Below are 17,728 nucleotides of genomic sequence, written 5' to 3'. Positions count from 1 at the left end.
TCCCCCCCCCCCCCGCCCCCGAGCCCGGCGCTCCCCCCACCCCCCCCGCATCCGAACTGCGTTCGGATCTCCTCAAGCGCCGGAGGGGCTGGGTTGGCCGGAGGGGCTGGGGTTGCCGGGGTCTGCGGGGAACTGGCCTGCCAGCCAGGTGGGGACGCCTCCCAGGAGGCGGAAGAGGCGGGCTGCCTCCGCGCGCAGGCGGGATGCCGTCGGTTCCGGTTCCGCCTCCGCGAGGGCGACCAGCGCCGGGGCCGTACCGACGAGATAGCCCAGTTCCTCCCGTATGCGAAGGGACTCCGCGAAACCGTGGCGGGCCTCCGCCAGTTCGCCGTCGCGCAGGGCGAGGCCCGCGAGATGGCGCCACGTGAACGAGAGCAGCAGGGGATCGTCGTGGGCGGCCGCGCCGGCGTGGGCCCGGCGGTAGGCGGCGAGCGCGGCCTGCGGTGAGTCCGCGATGTGTTCGGCGATCAGGCCGCGGCGGAAGTCCAAAAGGGGGCGGCCGGGTGCGCTCGGGTGGAGCAGGGCGGCGGCCCGGCCGAGCGCCGCGCGGGCCTCGTCGGCGCGATCGCGTACGCCCAACACCGTGGAGGCGTACGCGAGTTGGCCGCGCTCGCAGGCCGCGGCGCCGCGCTCGTCGTCGCCTTGAGCGAGAGCTTCGGCGTTGCGGAGGGCGTCCTCCGCCTCGGGCCAGCCCTGCTCCGTGAACAGGCAGCGCTCGACCAGGAGGGAGGCGCGCTGCAGCGAGGCGCCGGCGGAGTCGGGGGTGAGCAGGGCGGCCGCGTCGGTCCAGCAGCCGCGTGACCGCAGTCGCCAGACGGCGGTCTGGAGGGCGGAGCGCTTCAGCGTGGGGTCGGGGGAGGCGGTGCCGGGTGGTGCCGGTGCCTTCGGGTGGGTGGCTTGCGTGGACTTCGCAGTGGACTCAGCGGTGGATTGCGCAGTGGATCGCGTGGACTTCGATACGGAATCCGAGCCAGACACGGCGGTGTCCGCCACAATTCCCCTCCCCAGGAGCGCGTCATTGAGCTGTGGCGGCATCTCAGCACGGATTCAGGCGAAGCGCCAAGGGGGTAGGTGAAGGAATTCACAATCTTGAGCGGATCACGCTGCGCGTGGGGCGGGTGCGTTCACCGCACCCGCCCCATCACGCGCACCCGGCTCGCGGGCGCCATGCGCTCAGCTCATCCGCAGAGCCAGGAAGAAGTCCAACTTGTCCTCCAGGCGGGACAGATCACGGCCCGTCAGCTGCTCGATACGCCCGACGCGGTAGCGCAGCGTGTTGACGTGCAGGTGCAGGCGGGAGGCGCAGCGGGTCCAGGAGCCGTCGCAGTCGAGGAAGGCTTCCAGGGTCGGGATGAGCTCCGCGCGGTGGCGGCGGTCGTAGTCCCGCAGGGGGTCGAGCAGCCGGGCCGTGAACGCACGGCGGACGTCGTCCGGGACGAACGGCAGGAGCAGGACGTGCGAGGCGAGCTCCTGGTGGCCGGCCGCGCAGACCCGGCCCGGGCGGGCGGCGGCGACACGGCGGGCGTGCCGGGCCTCCTCCAGGGCGCCGCGCAGACCGTCGGCGGAGTGCACGGAGGCGGAGACGCCGAGGGTGAGGCGCCCGTCGTCCGAGAGGCCCGCCGCGAGCGGCTCACGCACCGTGGCGAGCAGCGAGTCCGCGATCAGGCTCGGCTCCGGGCCGTCGTCCGGCGTCACGGCCGGCAACGGTACGAGGGCGATCGCCTCGTCGCCGGTGTGCGCCACCGCGATCCGGTCCGAGGGCTCGGGTCCCGAAGCGGTCGGGTCGACCAGGATCTCCTCGAGGAGCGACTGGGCGACGGGCCCGCCCTCGATGTCGCCGCCGTCCCACTCGACGCGGGCCACGACGACCTGCCAGTGCGGGGCCGCGCCCAGGCCGGGCAGCAGCACCGGGGCGGCGACGCGCAGTCGGGCCGCGATCTCGGCCGGCGCCGCGCCGGTCTGCACCAGCTCCAGGACCTCCTGGGCCAGCCGGCGCCGTACCGTGCGGGCCGCGTCGCGGCGGTCGCGCTCCACGGAGATCAGCTGGGTGACGCCCTGCAGCAGGTCGAGCCGCTCCTCGGGCCACTGGCCCGCGTCCCCCCCGACCGCGAGCAGCCACTCCGACAGGACCGCCTCGCGTACGCCACGGGAAGCGGCGGCCGCGCCGCGGCCGCTGCTGTGGATGGGGAAGAGCGAGTACGTGGAGCCCTGGACAGTCACACGGTGGGGGCCACGCCGTCCCGTACGGATGGCGGCCAGATGCTCGGCCGCGAGCGCCGTGCACACCTCGGTGGACAGCGGCTCGCCGGCCGAGCGCGAGCCCGCGATGGGGCGGCCGGCGGGGGAGAGCACCCACGCGCGCAGATCGAGGTCGGTGCCGAGCAGGTCGAGCACCACGTCCGGGCCGCCGCCCGCCGGGCCCGAGGTCATCAGGCGGCGGTGGCGGTCCACCACGGCCGCGAGGTCTCCGGCGCGCTCGCCCGAGACCTGCCGTACGACATATTCGGTGATCGTCGCGAAGGCCACCCGCTCGTTGACCGCGAAGAGCGGCAGGCGGTGGCGTACGCAGGCCTCCACCAGATCGTCGGGGATGTCGCCGAGCTCGGCCTCACCGGCCGCGAGCGCCGCGACACCGGTCGAGGCGAGGATCCGCACGAACGGCTCGGAATCCTCGGCGGACTGCCGCCACGCCAGGCCGGTGAGCACCAGCTCACCGCCCGAGAGATAGCGGCTCGGATCGCGCAGATCCGTGGTCATCACGCCACGGACGGTGCGGTCCAGCTCGTCCTCGCCGCCGAGAAGCCGCAGCCCGAGCACGTCGGTCTCCAGAAGGGCGCGCAGCCGCATGTCGTACCTCTCCGCTGTCCTGGCTTGAATCTTGTCGCTCGTCCGAGTGAAGACGGTTTCCAAGGAAACCGATGGGGCCGGTGGGACCCGCTCTTCATACGAATCTACAAGATGAACCCGACGACCAGCGAACTCCTTCATGGTTTCGGTGACTGACCGGGACGAAGGTCCCGGCGGTGTACTTGCGCTATTCCGCGTTAACAGCACGTGAACGAGTCGGGGTAGGGACTTCGGTCCCCTGGCTCGAAAAGACCCTCTGAACGACCCGAGACGTAGAAGAGAGCCGTACCCATGGACTTCCTTCGCCCCGCCAGCTGGGAGGAGGCGCTCGCCGCGAAGGCTGAGCACCCCACAGCTGTGCCGATTGCGGGTGGCACCGATGTCATGGTCGAGATCAACTTCGACCACCGCCGCCCCGAGTACCTGCTCGACCTCAACCGGATCACCGAGTTGACCGAGTGGCACGTCGGCGAGGAGAAGGTCGCCCTCGGCCCCTCCGTCCCGTACACGAAGATCATGGAGAACCTGCGGACCGAGCTGCCGGGCCTCGCGCTCGCCTCGCACACCGTGGCCTCCCCGCAGATCCGCAACCGCGGCGGCGTCGGCGGCAACCTCGGCTGCGCCTCGCCGGCCGGTGACTCGCACCCGGCGCTGCTCTCCTCGGGCGCCGACGTCGAGGTCGAGTCGCAGGCCCGTGGCTCGCGGCTCATCCCGATCGACGAGTTCTACAAGGGCGTCAAGCGCAACGCGCTCGAGCAGGACGAACTGATCAAGGCCATCCACATCCCCAAGGCGGACGGCCCCCAGCAGTTCTCCAAGGTCGGTACCCGTAACGCGATGGTCATCGCGGTCTGCGCCTTCGGTCTGGCGCTGCACCCGTCGACCCGCACGGTGCGCACCGGCATCGGCTCCGCGGCACCGACCCCGGTCCGTGCCAAGGCGGCCGAGGAGTTCCTGAACGCGGCGCTCGAAGAGGGCGGCTTCTGGGACAGCGGAAAGATCATCACCCCGTCCATCGCGAAGCAGTTCGCGACGCTCGCGTCGGGTGCCTGCAACCCGATCGACGACGTGCGCGGCACGGCCGACTACCGCCGCCACGCGGTCGGTGTCATGGCCCGCCGCAACCTGATGTGGACCTGGGAGTCGTACCGCGGCGAGGGCCGCAAGCTTGAAGGGGCGGCGTAACGATGCGCGTCAATTTCACGGTCAACGGCCGTCAGCAGGAAGCCGACGACGTCTGGGAGGGCGAGAGCCTTCTGTACGTCCTGCGTGAGCGCATGGGGCTTCCGGGTTCGAAGAACGCCTGTGAGCAGGGCGAGTGCGGTTCCTGCACCGTCCGCCTCAACGGCGTCCCGGTCTGTTCCTGTCTGGTCGCGGCCGGTCAGGTCGAGGGCCAGGAAGTCGTCACCGTCGAGGGCCTGGCGGACTACGCCAAGCACCGCGAGGACTCCCACCCGGGCGGCGCGTGCGGCTCCGTCTGCGGCGGCACCGACCTGCAGCAGGCCCGCCAGTGGCAGGCCAAGGGCACCGACGGTCAGACCGGTGAGGGTGGCGAACTCTCCCCGATCCAGCAGGCGTTCATCGACGCCGGCGCCGTCCAGTGCGGTTTCTGCACCCCCGGTCTCCTGGTCGCGGCCGACGAGCTGCTCGAGCGCAACCCGTCGCCGTCGGACGGCGACATCCGCGAGGCGCTCTCCGGCAACCTCTGCCGCTGCACCGGTTACGAGAAGATCCTGGACGCGGTCCGCCTGGCGGCCGCCCGTCAGGAAGAGGCGGTCTGATCATGGCTGGCACCACCACTGGCGCACCCACCAACGTCACCCAGAAGTACACCCAGGGCGGCATCGGCGAGTCCACGCTGCGCCCCGACGGCACCCTCAAGGTCACGGGCGAGTTCGCGTACTCCTCGGACATGTGGCACGAGGACATGCTGTGGGGCCAGACCCTGCGCTCCACGGTCGCGCACGCCGAGATCGTGTCCATCGACACCTCCGAGGCCCTCAAGATGGACGGCGTCTACGCCGTCCTGACCGCGGACGACATGCCGGCCGCGAAGAACTACGGCATGGAGTTCCAGGACACCCCGATCCTGGCGTACGGCAAGGTCCGTCACCACGGTGAGCCGGTCGCCCTCGTGGCCGCCGACCACCCGGAGACCGCCCGCCGCGCCGCCGCGAAGATCGTGATCGAGTACCGCGAGCTGCCCCTCATCACGGATGAGGCCTCGGCGACCGCGCCCGACGCGATCCTCGTGCACGAGAACCGCGACGACCACCACGCCCCGTTCGTGCCGCACCCGAACATCGTGCACCACCAGCCGATCCAGCGCGGCAACGTCGAAGAGGCGGCCAAGAAGGCCGACTTCATCGTCAAGGGCGAGTACACGTTCGGCATGCAGGACCAGGCCTTCCTCGGCCCGGAGTCCGGCCTCGCCGTGCCCGCCGAGGACGGCGGCATCGACCTGTACGTGGCCACCCAGTGGCTGCACTCGGACCTCAAGCAGATCGCCCCCTGCCTCGGCCTGCCCGAGGAGAAGGTGCGGATGACGATGTCCGGCGTGGGCGGCGCGTTCGGCGGCCGCGAGGACATCTCGATGCAGATCCAGGCCTCCGTCCTGGCGCTGCGCACCGGCAAGCCGGTCAAGATGGTCTACAACCGGACCGAGTCCTTCTTCGGCCACGTGCACCGCCACCCGGCGAAGCTCTACTACGAGCACGGCGCCACCAAGGACGGCAAGCTCACGCACATGAAGTGCAAGATCGTGCTGGACGGCGGCGCCTACGCGTCGTCCACGGCATCGGTCGTGGGCAACGCCTCGTCCCTCTCGGTCGGCCCGTACGTCATCGACAACGTCGACATCCTGGCGATCGGCCTCTACTCCAACAACCCGCCCTGCGGCGCCATGCGCGGCTTCGGCGCGGTCCAGGCGTGCTTCGCGTACGAGGCGCAGATGGACAAGCTGGCGGCGAAGCTGGGCATGGACCCGGTGGAGTTCCGGCAGCTCAACGCCATGGAGGAGGGGACGATCATGCCGACCGGTCAGCCGGTCGAGTCCCCCGCCCCGGTCGCCGAGCTGCTCCGTCGCGTCAAGTCCCGTCCGCTGCCGCCCGAGCGCCAGTGGGAGTCCAGCGAGGGCGCGGACGTCCGCGCGCTGCCGGGCGGTCTGTCCAACACCACGCATGGTGAGGGCGTCGTCCGCGGCATCGGCTACGCGGTCGGCATCAAGAACGTCGGCTTCTCCGAGGGCTTCGACGACTACTCGACCGCCAAGATCTCCATGCAGGTGATCAACGGTGAGGCCGTCGCCGTGGTGCACACCGCGATGGCCGAGGTCGGGCAGGGCGGCGTGACCATCCACGCGCAGATCGCCCGTACGGAGCTCGGTGTCCAGCAGGTCACCATCCACCCCGCCGACACCCAGGTGGGCTCGGCCGGTTCGACCTCCGCGGGCCGCCAGACGTACATGACCGGCGGCGCCATCAAGAACTCCTGCGAGCTCGTCCGCGAGCAGGTCTTCGCGATCGGCCGGCGCAAGTTCGGTTCGTACCACCCCGCGTGGGCGACCGAGGAGCTCAACCTCGAGGGCGGCAAGGTCGTCACCAACGCCGGTGAGGTCCTCGCCTCCATCGTGGACGTCCTCGAGGACGAGGTCGTGTCGGTCGAGGAAGAGTGGCGCCACCAGCCCACCGAGGCCTTCGACCGCGTCACCGGACAGGGCCGCGGCCACGTCCAGTACGCCTTCGCCGCGCACCGCGCGGTCGTCGAGGTGGACACCGAGCTCGGCCTGGTCAAGGTCATCGAACTGGCCTGCGCCCAGGACGTCGGCAAGGCGCTCAACCCGCTCTCCGTCGTCGGCCAGATCCAGGGTGGCACCACCCAGGGCCTGGGCGTCGCGGTGATGGAAGAGATCATCGTCGACCCCAAGACCGCGAAGGTGCGCAACCCCTCCTTCACGGACTACCTCCTCCCGACCATCCTCGACACCCCGACCATCCCGGTCGACTACATCGAGATGGCCGACCCGAAGGCGCCGTACGGCGTCCGCGGGATCGGCGAGGCCCCGACCCTCTCCTCGACTCCGGCCGTCCTCGCGGCGATCCGGAACGCGACGGGTCTGGAGCTCAACAAGACGCCGGTGCGTCCGGAGCACATCACCGGTACGTGACGCGCCAAGGGGCGGAGGGGTCCGGCGGTTTCCGCCGCCGGACCCCTGCCCTCCCGCCGGGGTGAAGCCCGACTCGTACAACAGGTCGCCCAACCCCTGCTCCGGGCCATGGAGTTGCCGAGAAGTCATAGGTCAAGTCTTCCGGCAGCAGCCAGACACTCCCAACCCGTAGCACCGGCACCCGCACCGCTCGCGGAAGCCACAAGAACTCCCCGTTCGCCTCGGGCCGTCCCCCGGGTCGTGCAGCCCAGAGCAATCCCAAATCTCGCAGACCGCATGCGGGTGCCCCTATGAACCTTGGGAGTAGGCACCATGACCCAGCAGTACACAGAGCCGAAGGTCTCCGAGCCCGATGACTCGGGCCGCGGCACCACGCCACCGTCCGGTGGCTCCTGGCTCGACCGGTACTTCCGGATATCCCAGCGCGGCTCGACCGTCGGTCGGGAGGTGCGCGGCGGCATCACCACCTTCATGGCGATGGCGTACATCATCCTGCTGAACCCGATCATCCTGAGCGGCGCCAAGGACGTCACCGGCACTCAACTCAGCGTGTCCCAGCTCATCACGGCGACGGCCCTCGCCGCCGCGGTCACGACCATCGTGATGGGCTTCCTCGGCAACGTCCCCCTCGCTCTCGCGGCGGGACTCAGCGTCTCGGCCGTGATGGCCTTCCAGGTCGCCCCACAGATGACGTGGGGCAACGCGATGGCCATGTGCATCATCTACGGCGGCATCATCGTGCTGTTGGTGATCACCGGTATGCGCGAAATGATCATGAATGCCATCCCGTTGGCGATCAAGCACGCGATCACCATGGGCATCGGCCTCTTCGTCACCCTCATCGGTCTCGTCCAGGCCGGCTTCGTCACCTCGATGCCGTCCGAGCCCGGTGCCATGTACGGCAAGCCCATCCAGCTGGGTCTCGACGACAAGCTCGTCGGCTGGCCGGTCGTCTGCTTCGCGGTCACCGTGCTGCTGATCTTCGCCCTCCTGGTCCGCAAGGTCCCGGGCGCGATCCTCATCGGCATCGTCGGCGGCAGCGTCTTCGCGGCGATCGTCCACCAGGTCGCCGGTCTGAAGGTGTCGGACTGGGGCATCAACGCCCCGACGCTCGACTTCGGTCACCTCGTCTCGTCGCCGGACTTCGGTCTGTTCGGTGAGGTTTCCTTCAGCGGTATCGGGGACATCAGCGCCATCACCGTCGGCGTCATCGTCTTCACCCTGGTCCTGGCGGGCTTCTTCGACGCCATCGGCACCATCATCGGCATCGGCCAGCAGGCCGGACTCGCCGACAAGGACGGCAAGATGCCGGGCCTCAACAAGGCCCTCGCCATCGACGGCGCCGGCGGCATCGTCGGCGGTGTGGCCGGAGCCTCGGGCCAGACCGTGTTCGTCGAGTCCACCGCGGGCGTCGGCGACGGTGCGCGCACCGGCTTCGCCAGCGTCATCACGGGTCTCGGCTTCGCGCTGTGCCTGTTCTTCACCCCGCTCGCCCAGGCCATCCCCACCCAGGTCGCGGCCGCCGCGCTGGTCGTCATCGGCTCGATGATGATGTCCACCGCCAAGCACATCGACTGGAACGACCAGTCGGTGTCCATCCCGGTGTTCCTCACCACCGTCCTGATGCCCTTCACCTACTCGATCACCGCGGGTATCGCGGCGGGCATCATCGCGCACGTCCTCATCAAGGCCGTGCAGGGCAAGGTGCGGGAGATCGGCTGGCTCATGTGGGCGCTCGCCGTGATCTTCGTGGCGTTCTTCTCACTGCACGCCATCGAGGGCTGGCTCAAGTAGTTACGCCTTGATTCCACACACCCGTAAGGAGACCGACATGCTGGACATCGCCGAAGAGCTCAACCGGTGGGTCGAGCAGGGACGCGACTTCGCGATCGCCACCGTCGTGGCGGTCAGCGGCAGCGGGCCCCGGCAACCGGGAGCGGCTCTCGCCGTCGACAGCGAGGGCACCGCGATCGGGTCGGTCTCCGGCGGGTGTGTGGAAGGCGCCGTCTATGACTTGTGCATGCAGGCGCTCGAGGACGGCGAGACCGTGCTCGAACGCTTCGGCTACAGCGACGAGGACGCCTTCGCGGTCGGTCTGACCTGCGGCGGCATCATCGACATCCCCGCCCCCCCAGTCGGGGCGCCGGCCGGGGGGGGGGGAGTGCCCCCCGCCGCGCTGCCCGCGCCCGCCAGGGGGGAGGCGGCCGCGGTCGCGCGGATCACGGACGGTCCGGCCGAAGTCATGGGACGCGCACTGCTCGTACGTCCCGACGGCTCGTACGAAGGCGGTCTCGGCGGCCACCCCGAACTCGACCGCACCGCGGCGGCCTCGGCCTCCGCGATGCTCGACGGCGGCAGGACCGGAACGGTCTCCATAGGCGAGGACGGCTCCCACTGCGGTCAGCCGCTCACGCTGCTCGTCGAGTCCTCGGTCCCGGCCCCGCGCATGATCGTCTTCGGTGCCATCGACTTCGCGTCCGCGCTCGTACGGGTCGGCAAGTTCCTCGGCTACCACGTCACCGTGTGCGACGCGCGCCCCGTCTTCGCGACCAGGACCCGCTTCCCCGAGGCGGACGAGATCGTCGTCGAGTGGCCGCACAAGTACCTGGAGCGCACGGAGGTCGACGGCCGCACCGTGCTCGCCGTGCTCACCCACGACGCCAAGTTCGACGTACCGCTCCTGCGGTACGCACTCAAGCTTCCCGTCGCCTACGTCGGCGCGATGGGCTCCCGCCGCACCCACGAGGACCGCAACAAGCGGCTGCGCGAGGTGGGCGTCACGGAGATCGAACTCAACCGTCTGCGCTCGCCGATCGGCCTCGACCTCGGTGCGCGCACGCCCGAGGAGACGGCCCTGTCCATCGCCGCCGAGATCGTCGCCTCGCGACGCGGCGGCAGCGGGGTCTCCCTCACCGGCGCACACACCCCGATCCACCACGACGGCACCGCGGAGCCGGCCGGCCGGATCGGCTCGGTGGCCTGACGGGGCCACCTGCCGACCTCGGCACCACGAAAGGGCCCGCTGCCCCAACGGCGGGCCCTTTCGGTTTTCCCGGCACTGAGCCCTCCGGCATTCCCGGTACTGGGCTCGTCGTCTTCCCGATGCCGGGGCCGATGTCTCCCGGCGCAGGGGCCCGCGCCTTTCCGGTGCCTGGGCCTGTGCCTTCCCGGTGCCGGACCCTGCGCCTTCCCGGTGCCGGACCCGATCGGCTTCGCAACTGCCATGCCTCGTAAGGTCGTACGGATGATTCAGGATGTGAACCCGAACGTGCCCGACCCCGAACTCTCCATGCTCAGCCCGGCGCAGGCCGCGCGGCTGCGGGAACTCGCCGCGCCCCACCTGCGGGACGGGACGTACGGGCTGCGCAACCTCGCGCAGAAGTGCCGGCAGGCGCCCGAGGAGCAGTGGCCGGCCTTGGTCGAGCAGCACTTCGCGAACCTGAGGTCGGCGGGAACGGGTGGCGAGAGCCGCGAGGAGATCCTGAGCGGTGTGCACTCGCGGCTCCTTCCGCCGGATTCCTTCACCGGCGACATGCTCCAGGCGATGCGGTACACCCGCCGGTTGGCCGAAGGACTCGTCTTCGCGTACGCCCTCGACCAGCCTTCCACCGTACGGATCCTCACCGACCGCGACGTGGAACGCGTCGGGGACGAGGACGCGTTGTGGGACGCGGCGTACGACAACCTGCTGCGGGTGCCCTTCACGCACGAGGAGATCGCGCTCGAAGGGCGTGCGGTGCTCCAATCCGTGTACGGGGACTCGCCGTTCGTGGCCGGCCGGGCGCAGTACCTGGACCAGCTGCACCATCAGGCGACCGGGGGCAGCCTCCCGAAGGAGGGTGCGCTGTTCGTCGTGCCGACCCGGCATCTGATCGCGTACCACCCCCTCGCCGACGGTTCGGTGGCCGAGGCGATCAACGACCTGGCGAAGTACGGGCTCGGGGCGTACGAGGACGGACCCGGCTCGCTCTCGCCGCGCCTCTACTGGTGGCACAAGGGCCGGATCACCTCCCTCACCGTGATCGACGAGGAGACGAAGACCTTCTCGATCGAACCGCCGCCGGAGCTGCTCACCCGGCTGCGGACCTTGGTACGGCTCGACGACGAGGGGCGCCTGCGTGGGCGCGCGGCGGCGCAGGCACCCGCAGCGGCCGAACTCCTGTACGCCGCGGGCGAGTTGACGGCCCGCCTGCCCGAGGACCCCGGGACACTCGCCGCGGCCTTCCCGAAGCTCGTCGAGCTGGCCCACGCGCACTGCGCGGCCGATCCGGACGCGGCCCTCGCGGACACCTGGGACGCCTGGGCCACTTCCCTGCAGCTCGGCTCCGCGCTGTTCACCGGAGCGGAACCGCAGACCTGCGCTCTGGGCGAGGAGTTGGAACGCCCGCTGCCCGCCTTCCCGTCGAACCCGCCGGCGGACGCCCGCGCCTGGCTCGACGCCTTCTACATCGCCGTCATCTGCCGTGAACGGGGCCGGATCCAGCGGCTGCGCCAGGTGCCGCTTGACCTCCTGAAGCAGGACGCGACCGCGGACACGTATCTGCTGCACTGGATCGACACGCTGCAGACGTACTTCGACCACGACCGCCCCATGGACGACGTGGTGGAGAAGCTGCTCGCCACCATCGACGCGTCGCACGGTGACGCGGTGACCCGCGCTCCCGTGGAGTACGTCAACGCGATCGAGTACCAGCCGGTCGCGCTCTTCCACCGGTTCCTCGCCCGCGACCACGAGAAGTTCGCCAAGGCCCTGGCCGAGGCGCTCAAGGAGCACGCCCGCTACTGGGGCGACTCGACGGCCCCGCGCGCCCAGCTCGCGCTCGGTCCGCTGGCGCTGGCGAGTCTGGCGCACGGGCAGGAATTTCCCGTGGACACGGGGCTGCCGTATCTGCCGAAGTACCTGGCGGATGGCGGGCGTATCGAGGTGATTCCGGGGTGAGGGGGGTGTTGGGGTGAGGTGATTCCGGGGTGAGGTCGTGTCGGGCTGAGGGGGCTGTCGGCCTGAGGGGCTGTCGGATCCCCGGACTCGGCGGATCCCCGGATCCCAGGTCCAGCGGACCCGGACTCAGCGGATCCCAGGTCCAGCGGACCCAGCGGACCCTGCGGACTCGGACTCAGCGGATCCCAGGCCCAGCGGACCCTGCGCCCAGCGGACCCCCGGACCTCAGGCCGACCGCGGCCGCTGTTCGGATCTTGGTCCATGCTTCGGACAGGGGCCTTTCGTCCCTGCCGCGGTGACCTTCCGCGCAGGACGCTGGCGGTATGAGCAGTTACGCGCCAGTGATCGCAGCAGTCGACGGTTCGGACCACAGCCTCGCCGCCCTGGCGTGGGCCATGGAGGCCGCGCGCATGCGGGGGGGGCGGAAGTGCTGGCGGTCCACGTACGGAGCGCCGTCTCGCCGCTGCCGGCGCCGGGCCTCGCGACCCCGCTCGCGCCAGACCTCGCGACCCCGACCGCGCCGGATCTCGCGCCCCGGCCCCCGGCCCCGGCCGAGTGGGCGGACGACCCGGTGCGGGAGCAGGTGGAGAAGTTCATCGCCGCGCGCGCGGGTTCGTCCCCGCTCCGTCGGCGGGTCGAGAACCTGATCGCCGCTCGTGCGGACGCGCCGAGCGCCCCGTCCTCCGGCGGGGAGCCGGCGGTCCCGGTCACGTACTCCGTCCTGGAAGGCGGTGCCCCCTCCGCGGCCCTCGTCGACGTGGCGGCCAAGGCCCAGCTCCTGGTCATCGGCTCGCGCGGCCTGGGCGGTTTCGCCGCCCTGCTGCTCGGCTCCACGGGCCGCAAGCTGGCCATGCAGGCACCGTGCCCGGTCGTGATCGTGCCGCACGCGGACCGCATGGCGGACCGGCCCGAAGTCACCGGGCGCGAGCAGATCGTCCTGGGCCTCGCCCCCGACGCCGCCATCGAGTTCGCCTTCGCGGAGGCCGAGCGCCGCGGCGCCGAACTCCAGGTCGTCTCCACCTACTTGGTGCCGCTGACCTCACTCCTCGTGGTCGGCGAGCCCGCCGACACCTCCGACACCCCCATCGGCCACGACCTCAAGGAGGCGCAGACCGCCCGCCTCGCCCCCTTCCGCACCCGCTGTCCGTCGGTCCAGGTCCACCAGGTCGTCACTGCGGGAGACCCGGCCGGCCGCCTGGTCACGGCGTCGGGGACCGCGCCCCTGACCGTGGCCGGGCGCCACCGCCGCCGCCTGCGCCCGGACGCCTTGCTGATGGGTTCGGTCACGAACGCGGTGCTCCAGCACGCGCAGGGGCCGGTGGCGGTGGTTCCGGGGGACTGAACTCTCGCTCTGCCCGCGGGCTGTGCCGGGGCAGTGAGCGCCCGATCAGCCCGCGGGCTGTGTCGCGGGGAGTGCACCCGATCAGCCCGAGTGCTGTGCCACGGGGAATGAGCCCGATCAGCCCGAGCGCCGCGGCCTCAGCACTTCAGGCCGATGATCCCCCAGCCGCGCTCGGCGGCCCGGCTCACGACGTCGCCCCACTCGGCGACGAGGCGCGAAAAGGACGCGAAGTCCTCGATCCAGCCGATGGGTTCGACCACATGCTGCTCGAAGGGCGCTCGCAGGGACGCCAGGTCCGGCTCGGCCCGGACCCAGAACCGGCGCAGGGCCGTCACGTCCTCGGGTTCGAGCCAGAGCAGGGTCGCGGTCCGGGGCAGCCAGTCGGCCGTACGCGAGACGATCGCCGGAGTGAACGGCGGCTCGGGCGGCGGCAGCAACGTGTAGTTGTGGTCGCCCCAGAACAGCGGGGCGCCGAACTGGTCGAGGGCCGCACGCAGCGGCGGGTCGACGAACGGACGCAGCTCCTCCCAGCGTTCACCGGCCCAGAAGTGCGCCTTGTACGAGGTCATCGTGGCCACGAACTCGTACCGCGCCCACCAGCGGGCCTCGTCGGGGTCCGGCCAGGTCCAGCCCTCCGGCGGGTCGTAGTCGTACGCGCCGTCCGGTCCGAACGCGGCCTCCTCGACCATCCGGTCCCGCTGCCCCGCCGGTACGGACCGCAGATGAGTCCAGTCGACGATCAGCACCTCCATGCACACACCCATCTGCAAACCCTACGAAAGCGGTACCGCCGCGTCCGTTCCCGCCCCCGTCGAACCCATTGACGAGTCCATGCCCCTGCACAACCATCGCGTGGGAGCGCTCCCGTATGTCCCCTGCGAGCCAGGAGTGAACCATGCGACGTCGAGCAATTCCCCTGACAGCAGCGGCACTTGCCCTCGCGGCCGCCGCGATATCCGCACCCGCGGCGACCGCCGATGACGCACCGGCGCCCGCCGCACCCGCCGCATCCGACGGCGGTGCCGACGACCGGCACAGACCCCGCCTGTACACACCCGCCGCCAACCCTGACGCGTACACCCAGGCACTCGAACTCGTCCGAGCCGGCCAGTACCGCGACGCGGCCGGCATCCTCGCCATGGTCCGTACGCCGCAAGCGGTCTGGTTCGGGGACCAGAGCCCGGCCGAGGTCGAGCGCGAGGCGCGTCAGGTCGTACGGGACGCGGACGGCGACACCGTCGTGTTCTCGCTCTACAACGTGCCCGGCCGGGACTGCTCCGGCTACTCCGGCGGCGGGGCCAACACCACCGCCGAGTACAAGGCGTGGGTGGACGCCGTGGCCCGCGGGATCGGCCGCAGCGAGGCGATCGTGATCCTGGAGACCGACTCGCTCGCCCTGATCCCGAGCGACTGCGGCCAGGACGACGCGCAGGGCACGAAGACAGCCGCCCGGTACGCCGAAGTCAACTACGCCATCGACAGGTTGGAGCCGCTGCGGGGCACGCGGGTCTACCTCGACACCGGCCACCCCGGCTGGCACGGCCCCGACTCCATCACGCCCCGACTCCTCAAGGGCGGCATCGCGAAGGCCACGGGCTTCTTCACCAACGTCTCCAACTACAACACCGACTCCGCCAACTCCTGGTACGGAAAGCTGGTTTCGGCCTGCGTCGCGTACGCGGGGGAGGGCGGGGACACCCGCCAGTGCCCGCACCAGTCCTGGCCGCGCGAGCAGGCGGACGAGTGGATCGCCGCCAACGTCCGCACCCCCTCGTACCGCTGGAAGCACTTCGTGACGGACTCGAGCCGCAACGGCCAGGGCCCGTGGGTGCCGCCGCCCGGCAAGTACACGGACCCGCAGGACTGGTGCAACCCGCCGAACCGGGGGCTCGGTGCGCGACCGACGCTGCGGACGGGTGACCCGCTGCAGGACGCGCGTCTGTGGATCAAGATCCCGGGAGAGTCGGACGGCCTGTGCCTGCGGGGTACGCCCGGCCCCGAGGACCCGGAGCGCGGCATGGTCGACCCGAAGGCGGGGGACTGGTTCCGGGAGCAGGCGCTGGAGCTGGTGCGGCTGGCCGATCCGCCGGTTCTGCCGGGGAGTTGAGTTCTGTCGGGTAGTTGAGCCCCGCCGGGGGCCTGTCAGGGGCACCGCTGCCGAGGCGGTGCCCCACCCTGAGCGCGTCCTGGCCAGGGGCGGGCTCTCAGGCGAACGGGTCGACCGAAGTCCAGCCGGTGCCGTGGCGGGCGAAGACGATGCCGCCGGCGACCAGGAAGTCGGGGTACTCGGTGGCGCCCAGTTCACTGCCGCCGTCGACGGTGAAGCGCTTGACGACCTTGCGTGCGTTGAGATCGACGACCAGGCCCTTGGGGCCGCAGACGATGTAGGCCAGCTCCCCTGTGACCACCACGGGGGCGGGGGCGCCCGCATCGCACGCGACACCCAGGGGCGCATGCCACTGGGTGACGCCCTCGGTGTCGAGTTCGGCGAGGACGATTCCGTGCGGAGACGTGGAACGGACGACGTAGAGCTGCCCGTTGCTCTGCGTGTACGACAGCACGAGACCTTGATCGGGGAACTGCCGGGTGAAGGCCGGCCCTTCGGGCTCCGGGACGTGCACACGTGTTTCGAGCAGACCGGGGCTTTCCGCCAGCTCCATGTCGGGCTGGCAGAGATAGGAGTAGCCCTGGTCGCGGGAGGTGGTCAGGGCCAGGCTCCAATAGTCGCAAGGGCGCTCGAGGCGCACTCGCTTCACCACTTCGCCGCTGGACGCGCGCAGCAGCGTCAATTGGTCGGCCCGGTTCGCGGTCGGCGGTGTCTTCGAGGAGCCGAGCACGTGCACCACGGAGTCGGCGACTCGCGCCACCGGGTTGCTCATCGCGGTGGGGATCCGCCGGCGCCAGGCCTCCTTGCCCTCGGCCGTGTCCACCGCGATCAGCGTGCCGTTGGACGTCGTCCCGTAGACCCGCTCGCTGTCCGCGGTGAGGCGGCGCACGGTCGCCCCGAGCCGCAGCGACCACTGCGGGCTCCCGTCCGAGAGCCGGAAGGCCCGAAGTCCCCCTTCGCTGCTCGCGATCACCAGATCGTCGAGCACCACGGGTGCCTCGTCCCCTTCCACCGGGGCGGGCCGCGACCAGACGACCTTGCCGTCGGCGGCGCCGAGCCGTGTGACCTGGGGATTCTCGTCTCTGTCCGTCGCGACGCACAGGAGGGACCCGTCCGCATGGACGCAGGGACCGGCCTGCGCCGTCGAGGTCCAGGCCTGCCAGCCCGGTGGTCGTCGCCCGGGAGCATCCGCGTACGCGCTGAAGCCCGTACTGGAACCCCCGTACACGGCTTGGTACTGCGGACCTCCCCTCATCTGCTGCGCGGTGGGCCGCTGCCGGGCCGTGTCCGGTGACGACGTGCCGCCTGCGGTGGGACGCGAGGCGTCGGGGTCGGAGCCGTGCCGGAGTCCCAGGTAGGAACCCGCGGCCACGAGCACGGCGCCCGTGGCCACGAGGGCCGGGTTCCGCCATCGGCGCCGACGTGCAGCGACGGGTGCGACGGGTGCTGCGGCAGGGGTGCGGGGACCGCCCCTGCGATGGACGTGCTGGGCAGGCCGCGCTCCCCATTCGGATTCCGGTGCCCTGCGGAAGGCCTCGAGCAGATCGGCGGGCCGAGGGCGCTCGTCGGGATCCTTGGCCAGACACCACTGCACGATCTCGCGGATCGAGCCGGACAACTGGGCGATATCCGGGGGCTCGTGGATCACCTGGTACGCGGTCAGATAGTGATTCTCCGCGTCGAAGGGGCCGCGACCGCAGGTGGCGTAGGCGAGCACCGCGCCGAGCGAGAACACATCGGACGAAGCCTGCACCCGGTGCGGTGCGGACAGCTGCTCGGGGGACATGTACGGGGGTGTGCCGAGAATCCGTCCGGTGACCGTGAGCGTGTGATGGTCCGTGGCGCGCGAGATCCCGAAATCGATCACGCGCGGCCCGTCCTCGGTCAGCAGCACGTTGTCGGGCTTGAGATCCCGGTGGATCACGCCGACCTGATGCATATCGCGCAGCGCCTCGACCAGCCCGACCGCGAGACGGCGCAACTCCGCACCGGACAGCGGTCCGAGCTCCTCCACCTGCGCGCGCAGCGTGCGCCCCGGCACGTACAGCGTGGCCATCCAGGGCCGGTCGGCGTCCGGATCGGCGTCGACCACCGGTGCGGTGTACGCACCGCTGACCCGGCGTGCGGCGGCCACCTCCTGGCGGAAGCGGATCTGGAACTCGTAGTCGTCCGCGAGCTGTTGATGGACCACCTTGATGGCGACGAGCCGTCCGGATTCGGCCTGGCCGAGGAAGACGGTGCCCATGCCGCCGGCCCCGAGCCGGTCCATCAAGCGGTAGCCACCGATCTGTCCGGGATCTCCTCCGCGCAGTGCCACAGTCCCCCCAC

The 17,728-nt window shown here is 70.9% G+C and carries 12 protein-coding genes; 8 read left to right on the top strand and 4 right to left on the bottom strand.

All coding sequences use genetic code 11. The annotated features are described in order from the left end of the window. Positions 1-72: 72 nt before the first annotated feature. Positions 73-978 (bottom strand): hypothetical protein, encoded by a 906-nt coding sequence (locus tag JAO81_RS06665; protein WP_307813192.1) that lies wholly within the window; start codon positions 976-978, stop codon positions 73-75. Positions 979-1,173: 195 nt separating this feature from the next. Next, entirely contained in the window at positions 1,174-2,847 is a 1,674-nt protein-coding gene (locus tag JAO81_RS06660; protein WP_199546832.1) for a PucR family transcriptional regulator ligand-binding domain-containing protein, read from the bottom strand. A 291-nt stretch (positions 2,848-3,138) separates the two neighbouring features. Between JAO81_RS06660 and JAO81_RS06655 the strand changes: the two genes are divergently transcribed. The 7 genes from JAO81_RS06655 to JAO81_RS06625 all read left to right on the top strand — a co-directional run bounded on the left by JAO81_RS06655 (position 3,139) and on the right by JAO81_RS06625 (position 13,293). Continuing rightward, positions 3,139-4,032 carry a xanthine dehydrogenase family protein subunit M gene (locus JAO81_RS06655; protein WP_199546831.1) on the top strand — a complete coding sequence of 298 codons (894 nt, stop codon included), beginning with the start codon at positions 3,139-3,141 and terminating at the stop codon, positions 4,030-4,032. A 2-nt stretch (positions 4,033-4,034) separates the two neighbouring features. Beyond that, complete coding sequence (locus tag JAO81_RS06650) at positions 4,035-4,628, top strand: (2Fe-2S)-binding protein (protein ID WP_199546830.1); 594 nt, start codon at positions 4,035-4,037, stop codon at positions 4,626-4,628. Between the two features lie 2 nt (positions 4,629-4,630). Continuing rightward, positions 4,631-7,012: a xanthine dehydrogenase family protein molybdopterin-binding subunit gene (locus JAO81_RS06645; RefSeq protein WP_199546829.1), complete on the top strand. Its 2,382-nt coding sequence runs from the start codon at positions 4,631-4,633 to the stop codon at positions 7,010-7,012. 312 nt (positions 7,013-7,324) lie between these two features. Next, positions 7,325-8,806 (top strand): NCS2 family permease, encoded by a 1,482-nt coding sequence (locus JAO81_RS06640; RefSeq protein WP_199546828.1) that lies wholly within the window; start codon positions 7,325-7,327, stop codon positions 8,804-8,806. Positions 8,807-8,843: 37 nt separating this feature from the next. After that, positions 8,844-9,995, top strand: a complete 1,152-nt coding sequence (locus tag JAO81_RS06635) for an XdhC family protein (RefSeq protein ID WP_199546827.1) — start codon at positions 8,844-8,846, stop codon at positions 9,993-9,995. Positions 9,996-10,256: 261 nt separating this feature from the next. Then, a complete protein-coding gene (locus JAO81_RS06630; protein ID WP_199546826.1) occupies positions 10,257-11,951 on the top strand; it encodes an immunity 49 family protein in 1,695 nt (564 codons plus the stop codon). 427 nt (positions 11,952-12,378) lie between these two features. Further along, positions 12,379-13,293 carry a universal stress protein gene (locus JAO81_RS06625; RefSeq protein WP_199546825.1) on the top strand — a complete coding sequence of 305 codons (915 nt, stop codon included), beginning with the start codon at positions 12,379-12,381 and terminating at the stop codon, positions 13,291-13,293. 137 nt (positions 13,294-13,430) lie between these two features. Here JAO81_RS06625 and JAO81_RS06620 read toward each other — a convergent pair whose 3' ends face one another. Beyond that, positions 13,431-14,057: a hypothetical protein gene (locus tag JAO81_RS06620; protein WP_199546824.1), complete on the bottom strand. Its 627-nt coding sequence runs from the start codon at positions 14,055-14,057 to the stop codon at positions 13,431-13,433. Positions 14,058-14,188: 131 nt separating this feature from the next. Between JAO81_RS06620 and JAO81_RS06615 the strand changes: the two genes are divergently transcribed. Further along, positions 14,189-15,400 carry a glycoside hydrolase family 6 protein gene (locus tag JAO81_RS06615; protein WP_199546823.1) on the top strand — a complete coding sequence of 404 codons (1,212 nt, stop codon included), beginning with the start codon at positions 14,189-14,191 and terminating at the stop codon, positions 15,398-15,400. A 97-nt stretch (positions 15,401-15,497) separates the two neighbouring features. Here the strand turns inward: JAO81_RS06615 and JAO81_RS06610 are convergent, their stop codons facing one another. Next, positions 15,498-17,717 carry a protein kinase gene (locus JAO81_RS06610; protein ID WP_199546822.1) on the bottom strand — a complete coding sequence of 740 codons (2,220 nt, stop codon included), beginning with the start codon at positions 17,715-17,717 and terminating at the stop codon, positions 15,498-15,500. Positions 17,718-17,728 lie beyond the last annotated feature (11 nt).

It is taken from the genome of Streptomyces sp. N35 (assembly GCF_016464295.1).
GTDB lineage: Bacteria > Actinomycetota > Actinomycetes > Streptomycetales > Streptomycetaceae > Streptomyces.
Note: the sequence above shows the minus strand (reverse complement) of the source record. Positions and strands in the feature narration are given on the sequence as shown.

Coding starts and splice junctions, on each gene's coding strand:
- JAO81_RS06660 (WP_199546832.1), bottom strand. CDS start 2,847: ATGCGGCTGCGCGCCCTTCTGGAGACCGACGTGCTCGGGCTGCGGCTT.
- JAO81_RS06655 (WP_199546831.1), top strand. CDS start 3,139: ATGGACTTCCTTCGCCCCGCCAGCTGGGAGGAGGCGCTCGCCGCGAAG.
- JAO81_RS06650 (WP_199546830.1), top strand. CDS start 4,035: ATGCGCGTCAATTTCACGGTCAACGGCCGTCAGCAGGAAGCCGACGAC.
- JAO81_RS06645 (WP_199546829.1), top strand. CDS start 4,631: ATGGCTGGCACCACCACTGGCGCACCCACCAACGTCACCCAGAAGTAC.
- JAO81_RS06640 (WP_199546828.1), top strand. CDS start 7,325: ATGACCCAGCAGTACACAGAGCCGAAGGTCTCCGAGCCCGATGACTCG.
- JAO81_RS06635 (WP_199546827.1), top strand. CDS start 8,844: ATGCTGGACATCGCCGAAGAGCTCAACCGGTGGGTCGAGCAGGGACGC.
- JAO81_RS06630 (WP_199546826.1), top strand. CDS start 10,257: ATGATTCAGGATGTGAACCCGAACGTGCCCGACCCCGAACTCTCCATG.
- JAO81_RS06620 (WP_199546824.1), bottom strand. CDS start 14,057: ATGGGTGTGTGCATGGAGGTGCTGATCGTCGACTGGACTCATCTGCGG.
- JAO81_RS06615 (WP_199546823.1), top strand. CDS start 14,189: ATGCGACGTCGAGCAATTCCCCTGACAGCAGCGGCACTTGCCCTCGCG.